Annotated in this window: 13 protein-coding genes; 2 read left to right on the top strand and 11 right to left on the bottom strand. The window is 61.7% G+C overall.

All coding sequences use genetic code 11. The annotated features are described in order from the left end of the window. Positions 1-127: 127 nt before the first annotated feature. On the bottom strand, positions 128-520 hold the full coding sequence (locus tag AB5S05_RS00975; RefSeq protein ID WP_369285530.1) for a DUF4280 domain-containing protein: 393 nt from the start codon (positions 518-520) through the stop codon (positions 128-130). 290 nt (positions 521-810) lie between these two features. Then, positions 811-1,302, bottom strand: coding sequence for a winged helix-turn-helix transcriptional regulator (locus tag AB5S05_RS00970; RefSeq protein WP_369285529.1), 492 nt, complete (start codon positions 1,300-1,302; stop codon positions 811-813). A 140-nt stretch (positions 1,303-1,442) separates the two neighbouring features. Between AB5S05_RS00970 and AB5S05_RS00965 the strand changes: the two genes are divergently transcribed. Beyond that, positions 1,443-1,769, top strand: coding sequence for a hypothetical protein (locus AB5S05_RS00965; RefSeq protein WP_369285528.1), 327 nt, complete (start codon positions 1,443-1,445; stop codon positions 1,767-1,769). Further along, positions 1,759-3,060 (top strand): DUF1329 domain-containing protein, encoded by a 1,302-nt coding sequence (locus AB5S05_RS00960; RefSeq protein WP_369285527.1) that lies wholly within the window; start codon positions 1,759-1,761, stop codon positions 3,058-3,060. The genes AB5S05_RS00965 and AB5S05_RS00960 overlap by 11 nt, the downstream gene beginning before the upstream one ends. A gap of 238 nt (positions 3,061-3,298) precedes the next feature. Here AB5S05_RS00960 and glmS read toward each other — a convergent pair whose 3' ends face one another. The 9 genes from glmS to AB5S05_RS00915 all read right to left on the bottom strand — a co-directional run bounded on the left by glmS (position 3,299) and on the right by AB5S05_RS00915 (position 12,959). Continuing rightward, the gene (gene glmS / locus AB5S05_RS00955) at positions 3,299-5,149 is read right to left on the bottom strand and encodes a glutamine--fructose-6-phosphate transaminase (isomerizing) (protein WP_369285526.1); all 1,851 of its coding nucleotides are present in this window, start codon (positions 5,147-5,149) and stop codon (positions 3,299-3,301) included. Positions 5,150-5,159: 10 nt separating this feature from the next. Further along, entirely contained in the window at positions 5,160-5,930 is a 771-nt protein-coding gene (locus AB5S05_RS00950) for a DeoR/GlpR family DNA-binding transcription regulator (protein ID WP_369285525.1), read from the bottom strand. A gap of 165 nt (positions 5,931-6,095) precedes the next feature. After that, positions 6,096-7,460 carry a bifunctional UDP-N-acetylglucosamine diphosphorylase/glucosamine-1-phosphate N-acetyltransferase GlmU gene (gene glmU, locus AB5S05_RS00945; RefSeq protein ID WP_369285524.1) on the bottom strand — a complete coding sequence of 455 codons (1,365 nt, stop codon included), beginning with the start codon at positions 7,458-7,460 and terminating at the stop codon, positions 6,096-6,098. An 87-nt stretch (positions 7,461-7,547) separates the two neighbouring features. Continuing rightward, entirely contained in the window at positions 7,548-7,976 is a 429-nt protein-coding gene (locus AB5S05_RS00940) for a F0F1 ATP synthase subunit epsilon (protein ID WP_369285523.1), read from the bottom strand. A 77-nt stretch (positions 7,977-8,053) separates the two neighbouring features. Continuing rightward, complete coding sequence (atpD, locus tag AB5S05_RS00935) at positions 8,054-9,430, bottom strand: F0F1 ATP synthase subunit beta (protein WP_369285522.1); 1,377 nt, start codon at positions 9,428-9,430, stop codon at positions 8,054-8,056. Positions 9,431-9,460: 30 nt separating this feature from the next. Beyond that, on the bottom strand, positions 9,461-10,321 hold the full coding sequence (atpG, locus tag AB5S05_RS00930) for a F0F1 ATP synthase subunit gamma (protein WP_369285521.1): 861 nt from the start codon (positions 10,319-10,321) through the stop codon (positions 9,461-9,463). Between the two features lie 50 nt (positions 10,322-10,371). After that, positions 10,372-11,916: a F0F1 ATP synthase subunit alpha gene (gene atpA / locus AB5S05_RS00925; RefSeq protein WP_369285520.1), complete on the bottom strand. Its 1,545-nt coding sequence runs from the start codon at positions 11,914-11,916 to the stop codon at positions 10,372-10,374. A 21-nt stretch (positions 11,917-11,937) separates the two neighbouring features. Further along, entirely contained in the window at positions 11,938-12,474 is a 537-nt protein-coding gene (locus AB5S05_RS00920) for a F0F1 ATP synthase subunit delta (protein ID WP_369285519.1), read from the bottom strand. A 14-nt stretch (positions 12,475-12,488) separates the two neighbouring features. Beyond that, positions 12,489-12,959, bottom strand: a complete 471-nt coding sequence (locus AB5S05_RS00915) for a F0F1 ATP synthase subunit B (RefSeq protein WP_369285518.1) — start codon at positions 12,957-12,959, stop codon at positions 12,489-12,491. Between the last annotated feature and the right edge of the window lie 2 nt (positions 12,960-12,961).

Here is a 12,961-nt window from a genome sequence, read left to right as displayed (position 1 = left end):
AACTTAATCCTCCTTGCCTCTGCGAAGTTCCGCGCCGCACCTCGTCTACGCCTGCACTCGACTCCAGGCGCCACAGAGCATTGCCGCTGAATCGTGGCCATTACCGCGGCCACCTGAACCGCCGGCACTAGGGAATCAGCATCTGCACTTGCCCTGGGTAGGTGATGGAGATAACGCCGGCCCAGCTGCACATCAAGGTGCAGTTGGCGTCCAGCGCGGGCATGCTGCCGATCAATACGGTCGGGGCGCCGGGAATCCAGGGGCTGGCGGTGGCCGGAATACAAGGCATCGGAGTCAATACGCCGAGCGCCGCGGCGGTGGCCGCCGCCACAGTGGGGTTGGCGAGGCTCTGGCACATGCTGAACGTGCCGATGTTCACCAACGGTATGTAGTCCATGATATTGGCCGCCGGCATGCCGCCAACCGTGGTGCAGTTGGTCGGCAGCACGTTGAGTACCGCCGGGGCGACACCGAAGCTGCATTGCAGCGTGGCGCCGGAGCAGACTTGCGCGCACCCCATGTTTTCCTCCCTGATGTTTATGGAGTCCTTCGAAGCCTAGCCTGTTACTGGCCGAACGGCCCTCGTTTTGCTGATCGCCTTCAAGAGTGTGGAATACGCATCCAACTGATCACCGCGCAGGCCAGGACGAATTTCCGCTAGACCAACCAGTCCCTCAACATGAGGCGATCTGCATGGCCGCGAGCGACACCTGAGCTTTTCGGCAAGGCTCAATGAATCGCTCGCTCACCCAGACCGGTGCACCATGCAGAAGGGGCCTCCCGGCGGCGGCCATTCGGGGCACCTAGCGGCTACTGCGCATGTTTCAGGTGAATCCGGCGAATCCGTTCGCGAGTCTCGGCATTGGCGCCGGGGCCATCACAGATGCCGACGTCGCTCGGACTCACTTCGTTGCCATCCTGGTCATAGAACCGCGCATGAGACAATGGCGACCCGGTCTTCTTGTTGATCAACAGGACAGGCGGCCCTTCGGCATGGGGATACCAGCGGTCGCCCCACTGCAGCATGCTCATGATGATGGTGTTGATTTCCCGTCCCTTCTCCGTGAGGTAGTAGTCGACGCTGCCACCCTGGTTGCGCTTTTGCAGAATCTCGTGCTCAAGCAGCAGCTTCAGACGCTTCGACAGGATGCTCTTCGACATGCCCAGGTTGCGCTGGAAGTCGTCGAACTTGCTGCACCCCCACAGGGCCTCCCTGACGATCAGCACATTCCACCAGTCGCCGAGAACGTCCAGGGAACGCGCTAGCGAGCAATTGCGCCCCTCAAAGCTCACCCTCTCCATACCAAGCCACCTGTCTGTTTAAAAAAAAGGCTCATCTGAGCGCTAGAAAAGCTTTGACAGGTTCTATTACAGAACCTAGGATGATTTTGGTTTCATAATGAAACCTTGCACGCCACAAGTCAAACTTTGGAGCGATCTCCATGAGCAGAATATTGTCTCTCAGCTTCGCCACCGTCATTGCAGCGTCCTGCGCGAGCTACGTCTCAGCAAGCCAAGAGCAGGACGATCCTGCCTGTCTCACCAATGAACTCGATAAGGAACTGATCAGCAGCAGCGTGGCCATCGTCGCGGGCGAGTGCCATCTGGATGCGGCGAGCAAAGACAAGCTGTTCGCCATGCAGCATGCGCAATATGCCTACAGCTGGTTTGCCTATGCACAGCAGCTTTCGAGAGACGTCGACTCGTCGTACTTGAAACAGGCCGCCAAGAAAATCGACGAACTGCAGGTCAAACAACATGAAGAATAAAGTCTTGTTCGCTCTTCTACTGCTCGGCTGTGTCTCGGCTAACGCGCAAGAACTAACCGCTGTGGGCGCTGAAGTGGCGGCTAACGCCGATGGCTCGATCCCAGCCTGGAACGGGGGGCTCGAAGTGACTGGCACCGACCTGTCCGATCCCTATGCGAGCGAATCGACGCTGCTGCGCATAACCCCTGCCAACTACCCAGCGCATAAGGATCACCTCACCGATGGCCAGATCGCCATGCTGCAGCGCTACCCGGACAGCTACTTCATCAATGTCTACCCGACCCATCGCACTGCCAAGCTGCCCGAATCCGTGCAGGAGGCCGCCAGGTACAACGCGCGCCACGCGAAGTTGAGTAGCGACGGCAACGGAGTGGAGGGCTACAGGGGCTACTACCCCTTCCCCGAGCCGAACAATGGCGTCGAGGCGGTCTGGAACCATTTCATGCGCTACCGGGGTGGAAGCCTGGTCCGCGATCAGCTGCAAGTCATCACCCAGGCCAACGGCAGCTTCAGTGAAGTCAGAATCAAAGAGGAAGTGACCTGGCCGGAAAACCTCGATGGCTATGACGTGGTGGAGGACAAGAACGTCATGCTCTACGCGCGCCAGGCGGTACTCGCTCCGTCCCGTCTAGCAGGCAACATCCTGCTGGTTCACGAAACCGTCAACCAGGTGCAACAGCCCCGTTTGGCCTGGATGTACAACGCCGGCCAGCGCCGGGTGCGGCGTGCGCCTCAGGTGGCCTACGATGGCCCCGGCACCGCGGCCGACGGTCTGCGCACCTCGGATAACGCCGATATGTATTCCGGCTCGCCGGATCGCTATGACTGGACTCTGCAAGGGAAGCAGGAAATCTACATCCCCTACAACAACTTCCGCTTGGCCGACGAAACGCTTTCGGTCGCCGATGTCGCCAGCAAGGGCCATGTCAACCAGGATCTGACTCGGTACGAAAAGCACCGGGTGTGGAAGGTGGTAGGCACACTAAAGCCCGGCATGCGTCACATCTATAGCAAACGCGTGCTCTACCTCGATGAGGATACCTGGCAGATCGCCCTGGCCGAGCAATACGACAATCGTGGTGAACTGTGGCGTTTCTCCGAAGGGTTTCACGTGCAGTTCTATTACGCCGACACGCCCTGGTATGCCGGTGAGGCGATCTACGACCTGAACAGCTCGCGCTATCTGATTTACGGGCTGCTGGTGGATGCCCAGCATCCCATCAAGTTCGGCGACAGAACGGCCAAGAGCGAGTACCAGCCTGCGGCCCTTCGCCGTATGGGGGTCAAGTAATTCGGCACCAACGCAGGATAGTGGCGCAACTCATCGGGATAGCGCCTGATAGCACCGATGAGTTGCCAATCACCCGATTTCGGCGCCCTTTTTGAGCGGGCCAACAAGAGCGATCAAACGGCTCATGCCTTTGCCCGGCCACCGCTGCGCCAGCTGATCCTGTAACACCGGCCAGTTGGCCGCTCCCGGGCTCGACAGTCGCAGCCTGCCGAGCCCTGTCCCCCTCACTCGGCTTGCCCTATTCCACCGTCACACTCTTGGCCAGGTTGCGCGGCTGGTCGACGTCGGTGCCCTTGAGCACGGCGACGTAGTAGGACAGCAGCTGCAGCGGCAGGGTGTAGAGGATCGGTGCCAGGGCGTCGTGGATGTGCGGCATGTTCACCACGTGGGTGCCCTCGCCGTTGCTCATCCCGGCCTGCTGGTCGGCGAAGACGATCAGTTCCCCGCCGCGGGCGCGCACTTCCTGCAGGTTGGACTTGAGCTTTTCCAGCAGCTCGTTGTTCGGCGCCACCGTGACCACCGGCATATCGCTGTCCACCAACGCCAGGGGCCCGTGCTTGAGCTCGCCGGCCGGGTAGGCCTCGGCATGGATGTAGGAGATTTCCTTGAGCTTGAGCGCGCCCTCCATCGCCACCGGGTACTGAGCGCCGCGGCCGAGGAACAGGGCGTGATGCTTCTCGGCAAACAGTTCGGCGATCTTTTCCACAACCGCATCCATTGCCAGGGCCTCACCGAGCCGGGTCGGCAGGCGACGCAGCTCGTCGACCAGCTCGGCTTCCAGCGCCTGGTCGAGGCTGCCACGGACCTGGCCGAGAGACAGAGTCAGCAGCATCAGGGCAACCAGCTGGGTGGTGAAGGCCTTGGTCGAGGCCACGCCAATTTCCGGGCCGGCCTGGGTCAGCAGGCACAGGTCGGATTCGCGCACCAGGGAGCTGATGCCGACGTTGCAGATCGCCAGGCTGGCCAGATAGCCGCCCTGGCTGGTCGGCAGTGCCCTGGCGTTGCGCAGCGCGGCCAGGGTGTCGGCCGTCTCGCCGGACTGCGAGATGCTGATGAACAGGGTATCTGGCTGGACCACCACCTTGCGATAGCGGAACTCGCTGGCCACCTCGACCTGGCAGGGAATCCCGGCCAGCTCCTCCAGCCAGTAACGGGCGACCATGCCGGCGTGGAAACTGGTGCCGCAGGCGACGATCTGCACGTTGCGCACCTTGGCGAACAGCTCGGCGGCCTGGGGGCCGAAAGCCTGGACCAGCACCTGACGGCTGCCGAGGCGGCCTTCCAGGGTGCGCTGGACCACCTTGGGCTGCTCGTGAATTTCCTTGAGCATGAAGTGGCGGTACTCGCCCTTGTCGGCCGCTTCGGCGCCCTCGTGGTACTGCACAGTCTCGCGCTGCACCGGCTGACCGTCGACGTCCCAGATGTGAACCTGATCGCGGCGGATCTCGGCGATGTCGCCTTCTTCCAGGTACATGAAACGGTCGGTGACCTGGCGCAAGGCCAGCTGGTCCGAGGCCAGGAAGTTCTCGCCCAGGCCCAGGCCGATCACCAGCGGGCTGCCGCTGCGCGCGGCCAGCAGGCGATCCGGCTGCTTGGCGCTGATGACCGCCAGGCCGTAGGCACCGTGCAGCTCCTTGACCGCGGCCTTCAGCGCAGCGGTCAGATCGGCGTGAGTCTTGAGGTGGTGATCGAGCAGATGGACGATCACCTCGGTATCGGTATCCGAGCTGAAGGCATAGCCCAGGCCCTTGAGGCGCTCGCGTAGCGCCTCATGGTTCTCGATGATGCCGTTGTGCACCACCGCCAGTTCGGCCCCGGAGAAGTGCGGGTGGGCATTGCGCTCGCTCGGCGCACCGTGGGTTGCCCAGCGGGTATGGGCGATGCCCAGGCGGCCGGCCAGGGGCTGGTCAACCAGCGCCCCCTGCAGTTCGCTGACCTTGCCGACCCGGCGGCGGCGCTGCAATTCGCCCTGCTCGTCCAGCAAGGCCACACCGGCGCTGTCATAGCCGCGGTATTCCAGGCGTTTCAGGCCTTCCACCAGCACGGCGGTGATGTTGCGTTCGGCGACGGCGCCGACGATGCCACACATAGACTTCTCCTTAAGTGTCGACGGTCGCGCATATCAGCTGGATGCCGCGCGCCGTCAGTTGTTCACGGGCCTCGTCGGAGAGGCGCTCGTCGGTGATCAGGGTATGGACGTTGCTCCAGGGCAGCTCCAGGTTGGGAATCTTGCGGCCGATCTTGTCGCTCTCGACCATGACGATGACCTCGCGGGCCACCTCGGCCATCACCCGGGACAAACCCAGCAGCTCGTTGAAGGTGGTGGTGCCGCGCGCCAGGTCGATGCCATCGGCGCCGATGAACAGCTGGTCGAAATCGTAGGAGCGCAACACCTGCTCGGCGACCTGACCCTGAAAAGACTCCGAGTGCGGGTCCCAGGTTCCGCCGGTCATCAGCAGCACCGGCTCGTGCTCGAGCTCGCGCAGGGCGTTGGCCACGTTCAGCGAATTGGTCATCACCACCAGGCCCGGCCTGTGCCCAAGCTGCGGGATCATGGCCGCGGTGGTGGTACCACTGTCGATGATGATCCGTGCATGTTCGCGAATCCGCGCCACCCCAGCGCGGGCGATGGCCAGCTTGTAGGGCGACAGCGGCTGGCTGCCGTCGCCGATCAGTTCCTGCGGCAGGGGCACCGCGCCGCCGTAACGGCGCAACAGCAGGCCATTCTTCTCCAGGGCGGCGAGGTCCTTGCGAATGGTCACTTCCGAGGTGGCGAAGCGCTTGGCCAGCTCGTCGACACTCAGCTCGCCCTGCTCGGCAAGCAAGGCGAGAATGGTGTGACGACGCTGTGGGGTGTTGCGTTTCGACATGGTAAGTTTCGATTCGAAAGTTAGCTGCGCGAATCAAAACCTAATGGGGCTCTTGCGTCAAGTGGGTGGCGATGCGGGGGGAAGAAAACTGTAGTTATTCCCAGCTCAATAGCCTGTGGAAAACCCGCTTGGTTTCCACAGGCTGAGCGCCCTCCAACGCTCACCTTACTTCTTGATCTTCACCGGGCGCTTCCAGCCTTCGATATTGCGCTGCTTGGCCCGGCCCACGGCCAGGGTGGCCGGCGGTACGTCGGCGGTGATCACCGAGCCGGCGCCAGTGGTGGCGCCGTCGCCCAGGCGGACCGGTGCCACCAGGGCACTGTTGGAGCCGATGAACACGTCTTCACCCAGCACCGTCTTGAACTTGTTGGCGCCGTCGTAGTTGCAGGTGATGGTGCCGGCGCCAATATTGGTCCGTGCGCCGACTTCGGCATCGCCCAAATAGCTCAGGTGACCGGCCTTGGCGCCCTCGCCCAGGGTGGCGTTCTTCAGTTCGACGAAGTTACCCACATGGGCCCTGGCCCCCAGCACGGCGCCCGGGCGCAGGCGGGCGAAGGGACCGCAGTCGGCGCCTTCACCCAGTTCGGCACCGTCCAGATGGCTGTTGGCCTTGACGATCGCGCCCCGGCGCAGGGTGCTGTCCTTGATCACGCAGTTGGGACCAATCTCCACGCCCTCCTCAATCACCACCCGGCCCTCGAGGATCACGTTGATGTCGATCAGCACATCGCGGCCCACCGTGACTTCGCCGCGCAGGTCGAAGCGCGCCGGGTCGCGCAGGGTCACGCCCTCGGCCATCAGCCGTCGTGCCGCGCGCTGCTGGTAGTGACGCTCCAGCTCGGCCAGCTGCAGACGATCATTGGCGCCCTGCACTTCCATGGCGTCCTGCGGTTGCTCGGTGGCGACCACCAGGCCATCGGCCACCGCCATGGCGATCACGTCGGTCAGGTAGTACTCGCCCTGGGCATTGCTGTTGGACAGGCGGCCAAGCCAATCGCCCAGGCGTTTGCCGGGTACGGCGAGAATGCCGGTATTGCCTTCGCAGATCTGCCGCTGCTCGGGCGTGGCGTCCTTGTGCTCGACTATTGCACGGACCACACCGGCCTCGTCACGCAGGATGCGTCCATAGCCGCTCGGGTCATTCAGGTCGACCGTCAAAAGCCCTAGCTGTTGCTCGCCAACGTGCTGCAGCAGGCGTTGCAGGGTAGCGGGCTCGATCAGCGGCACATCGCCGTAGAGGATCAGCACCCGCTCGGCCGTCAGTGCCGGCAACGCCTGGGCCACGGCATGGCCGGTACCCAGCTGCTCGCGCTGCAGGACAAAGTTGAGGTCGTCTGCCGCCAGGCGCTCGCGTACCTGCTCGGCACCGTGACCGACCACCACATGGATCCCCTGCGGCTGGAGCTGGCGGGCGCTGTGGATAACATGGCCAAGCATGGATTGACCGGCGATCGGGTGCAGGACTTTCGGCAGGGCCGAACGCATACGAGTGCCTTGGCCGGCGGCGAGGATGACGATATCGAGAGACATAGGCAGGCGCTGATCCAGAAATTGCGGGCAAAGAAAAAGGGTAGCCAAGGCTACCCTTTTACCGACTTGCGATGAAGTGCAACGGTATCAGCTACCGCCGAACTTCTTGCGCAGCTGCTGGACGGTGCGCAGCTGGGCTGCAGCCTCGGCCAGACGAGCAGCAGCCGAGCCGTAGTCGAACTCGGCACCCTGTACATGCAGAGCCTTCTCGGCCGCCTTGACGGCTTCCAGGGCAGAGGCTTCATCCAGGTCGGCGGCGCGCTGCACGGTGTCGGCAAGAACCTTGACCATGTTCGGCTGCACTTCCAGGAAGCCACCGGAGATGTAATACACCTCCTCTTCGCCACCCTGCTTGATCAGGCGGATCGGCCCCGGCTTGAGGTCGGTGATCAAAGGCGCGTGGCCCAGAGCGATGCCAAGATCCCCCAGGTTGCCGTGCGCGATCACCATCTCAACCAGACCGGAGAAAATCTCTGCTTCTGCGCTGACGATATCGCAATGGACTGTCATAGTCATACGCTTGCCTCACGTGACAGGCCGAGGATAACAGCTTATCCGCAGCCTGATGCGCCCGTTGCCGGGCGCCTGGGTGATTACAGTTTCTTCGCTTTCTCGATGGCTTCTTCGATGCCGCCGACCATGTAGAACGCCTGCTCAGGCAGGTGGTCGTAGTCACCCTTGAGGATGCCGCTGAAGCCCGCGATGGTGTCCTTCAGGGAAACGTACTTGCCCGGCGAACCGGTGAAGACTTCGGCCACGAAGAACGGCTGGGACAGGAAGCGCTGGATCTTACGCGCGCGGGATACCAGCTGCTTGTCCTCTTCGGACAGTTCGTCCATGCCGAGGATGGCGATGATGTCCTTGAGCTCCTTGTAGCGCTGCAGCACGTACTGCACGCCACGGGCGGTGTCGTAGTGCTCCTGGCCGATCACGTTCGGGTCCAGCTGACGCGAAGTGGAATCGAGCGGATCGACCGCCGGGTAGATACCCAGGGAGGCGATGTCGCGCGACAGTACCACGGTGGCGTCGAGGTGGGCGAAGGTGGTCGCCGGGCTCGGGTCGGTCAGGTCGTCCGCGGGAACGTAGACAGCTTGGATCGAGGTGATCGAACCGGTCTTGGTGGAAGTGATGCGCTCCTGCAGAACGCCCATTTCCTCGGCCAGAGTCGGCTGATAACCCACCGCCGACGGCATACGGCCGAGCAGTGCGGATACTTCGGTACCGGCCAGGGTGTAACGGTAGATGTTGTCGACGAACAACAGCACGTCACGACCTTCGTCACGGAACTTCTCGGCCATGGTCAGGCCGGTCAGTGCCACGCGCAGGCGGTTGCCTGGCGGCTCGTTCATCTGACCGTAGACCAGGGCTACCTTGTCGAGAACGTTGGAGTCCTTCATCTCGTGGTAGAAGTCGTTACCCTCACGAGTACGCTCACCCACACCGGCGAACACGGAATAACCGCTGTGCTCGATGGCGATGTTACGGATCAGTTCCATCATGTTCACGGTCTTGCCGACACCGGCACCACCGAACAGACCGACCTTGCCGCCCTTGGCGAACGGGCAGACCAGATCGATTACCTTGATGCCGGTTTCCAGCAGCTCGTTGGAGCCCGCTTGCTCGGCATAGGAAGGCGCCGCGCGGTGGATTTCCCACTGCTCTTCTTCGCCAATCGGGCCAGCTTCGTCGATCGGGTTGCCCAGCACGTCCATGATCCGGCCCAGGGTCGCTTTACCGACCGGTACGGAGATGGCCTTGCCGGTGCTGCCGACGTTCAGGCCACGCTTGAGGCCTTCGGTGGAGCCCATCGCAATGGTACGTACCACGCCATCGCCCAGCTGCTGCTGAACTTCCAGGGTGGTCTCGGCGCCGACTACTTTCAGCGCTTCATAAACACTCGGCACCTGATCACGCGGGAATTCCACGTCGATAACGGCGCCGATGATTTGAACGATACGTCCGCTACTCATCTTTGGTTCCTCTGAATATTTGAACCGTTCTTAAACCGCGGCAGCGCCGCCGACGATTTCCGAAATCTCTTGGGTGATCGCTGCCTGACGCGCCTTGTTGTAGATCAGCTGCAAATCGCTGATCAGGTCACCGGCGTTGTCGGTGGCATTCTTCATCGCGATCATCCGTGCAGCCTGCTCGGCTGCATTGTTCTCGACCACCGCCTGGTATACCTGCGACTCCACGTAACGCACCATCAGGCCGTCCAGCAGCTCCTTGGCGTCGGGTTCGTAGAGGTAGTCCCAGTGATGCTTGAGTTCTTCATCCGGAGTCGCCACCAGCGGAATCAACTGTTCCACTGTCGGCTGTTGCGTCATGGTATTGATGAACTTGTTCGAGACCACGGACAAACGGTCGATACGTCCTTCCAGGTACGCATCGAGCATGACCTTGACGCTACCGATCAGATCATTGATCGAAGGTTCCTCGCCGAGGTGACTGATCGCAGCGACGACGTTGCCACCAAAGCTGCGGAAGAATGCCGCACCCTTGCTGCCAACCACGCAGAGATCAATCTCCACGTTGCGCTCGCGATTGCTCGCCATGTCCTTGACCAGAGCCTTGAACAGGTTGGTGTTCAAGCCACCGCACAGACCACGGTCACTGCTCACCACGACGTAACCGACGCGCCTAACCTCGCGCTCGATCATGAAGGGATGACGGTATTCCGGGTTGGCGTTGGCCAGATGACCAATTACCTGGCGGATACGCTCCGCGTAGGGACGGCTCGACGCCATGCGCATTTGAGCCCTGCGCATTTTGCTGACCGCCACCTTCTCCATGGCGCTGGTGATCTTCTGCGTGCTTTTGATGCTCGCAATCTTGCTGCGAATCTCTTTTGCGCCTGCCATTTGACACCTATCGGGTTAGCAGGCGGGGACCTTGCGGCCCCCGCTGCGGCTTACCAGGTTTGGGTGGCCTTGAACTTCTCGATACCGGCTTTGAGCTGGCCATCGATGTCGTCGTTGAAGTCACCCTTCTCGTTGATCTTCGCCATCAGTGCGGCGTGATCCCGGTTGAAGTAAGCGATCAGGGCCTGCTCGAAGGCGCCAACTTTGGCAACTTCGATGTCCCGCAGGAAACCACGGTCGGCGGCATACAGCGACAGCGACATGTCGGCGATCGACATAGGCGCGTACTGCTTCTGCTTCATCAGCTCGGTGACGCGCTGACCATGCTCGAGCTGCTTGCGGGTGGCTTCGTCCAGGTCGGAGGCGAACTGGGCGAAAGCAGCCAGTTCACGGTACTGAGCCAGAGCGGTACGGATACCACCGGAGAGCTTCTTGATGATCTTGGTCTGCGCAGCACCACCGACGCGGGATACCGAGATACCGGCGTTGACGGCCGGACGGATACCCGAGTTGAACATCGCCGATTCCAGGAAGATCTGACCGTCGGTGATCGAAATCACGTTGGTCGGAACGAACGCGGAAACGTCGCCCGCCTGGGTTTCGATGATCGGCAGAGCGGTCAACGAACCGGTCTTGCCCTTTACTTCGCCATTGGTGAACTTCTCGACGTACTCTTCGGAGACGCGCGATGCGCGCTCCAGCAGACGGCTGTGGAGATAGAACACGTCGCCCGGGTAGGCTTCACGGCCTGGCGGACGGCGCAGCAGCAGGGAGATCTGGCGGTAAGCCACGGCCTGCTTGGACAGATCGTCATAGACGATCAGAGCGTCTTCGCCGCGGTCGCGGAAGTACTCGCCCATGGTGCAACCGGAGTAGGGTGCGATGAACTGCAGCGCAGCGGATTCGGAGGCGGAGGCGGCTACCACGATGGTGTTGGCCAGGGCGCCGTTCTCTTCCAGCTTGCGTACCACGTTGGCGATGGTCGACTGCTTCTGACCGATGGCCACGTAGACGCAGCGGATGCCGCTGTTCTTCTGGTTGATGATGGCGTCGACAGCCAGGGCGGTCTTACCGATCTGACGGTCACCGATGATCAGCTCGCGCTGGCCACGGCCTACCGGGATCATGGCATCGACCGACTTGTAACCGGTCTGTACCGGCTGGTCGACCGACTTACGCCAGATCACACCCGGTGCAACCTTTTCAACAGCGTCGGTGGCGACGTTGTTCAGCGGGCCCTTGCCATCGATCGGGTTGCCCAGGGCATCGACCACGCGACCCAGCAGTTCCGGACCTACCGGAACTTCCAGGATGCGCCCGGTGCACTTGGCGCTCATGCCTTCGGCGAGGCTGGTGTAAGCACCCAGCACCACGGCACCCACGGAGTCTTGCTCCAGGTTCAGCGCCATACCGTAGACACCGCCCGGGAACTCGATCATTTCGCCGTACATCACATCGGCGAGACCATGAATGCGCACGATACCGTCGGAAACGCTGACGATGGTGCCTTCGTTACGGGCTTGGGAGGCGACGTCGAGATTCTCGATGCGCCCCTTGATGATTTCACTAATTTCGGAAGGATTGAGTTGCTGCATAGCTCTGCTGCCCCTTCAAACTCAAGATTTCAATGCTTCGGCCAGCTTCGCGAGTTTGCCGCGAACTGAGCCATCGATAACCAGGTCGCCGGCGCGAATCAAGACACCACCAATCAAGGTGGCATCCTCCGCGGCGTGCAGACGCACTTCTCGGCCGAGCCGTGCACTGAGAACCTTGGCGAGTTTGTCTTGCTGTTCATCGCTCAATGCGAAGGCACTGGTGACATCCACATCAACCGATTTTTCCTGTTCGGCCTTGTACAGCTCGAACAGCTCGACGATCGACGGCAACAGGGCCAGACGATCGTTTTCGGCGACGACGTGGATGAAATTGCGTACCTGGGCGTCGAACTTGTCACCACACACTTCGATAAAAGTGGTGGCCTTATCTGTACTCGTCAGACGCGGAGCCTTGAGCACCCGCTGCATGGTGTCGTCTTGCGACACCGCAGCGGCCAGGCCGAGCATGGCTGACCAATCGGCCAGCTGCTGGTGGGCCTGGGCGTACTCGAAAGCAGCCTTAGCGTAAGGTCGGGCCAGCGTGGTCAGTTCTGCCATGATCGCGCCCTCGCTTAAATTTCGGCGGCCAGTTTGGAAACCAGCTCCGCATGCGCGTTTTGGTCGATGGAAGCGCCCAGGATCTTCTCGGCACCGCTGACGGCCAGGCTACCCAGTTGGGCGCGCAGCGCGTCTTTGACGCCGTTAAGTTCCTGTTCGATCTCGGCCTGAGCCTGAGCCTTCACACGATCCGCCTCGACACGAGCCTGATCACGGGCTTCGTCGACGATCTGGTTCGCGCGCTTCTTGGCTTGCTCAATGATTTCGGCTGCTTGATCTTTGGCTTCGCGCAGTTGCTGACCCACTTTCTCTTGGGCCAACTCCAGGTCACGAGCCGCACGGCTGGCAGCGTCCAGGCCATCTGCAATCTTCTTCTGACGCTCGTGCAGAGCCGCAATGACCGGAGGCCATACGAACTTCATGCAGAACATCACGAAGATGAAGAAGGCAACGGCCTGGCCAATCAGGGTTGCATTAATGTTCACGC

The organism is Pseudomonas zhanjiangensis (genome assembly GCF_041027545.1).
Lineage (GTDB): Bacteria > Pseudomonadota > Gammaproteobacteria > Pseudomonadales > Pseudomonadaceae > Aquipseudomonas > Aquipseudomonas zhanjiangensis.
This window is presented reverse-complemented; position numbering and strand designations above follow the sequence as displayed.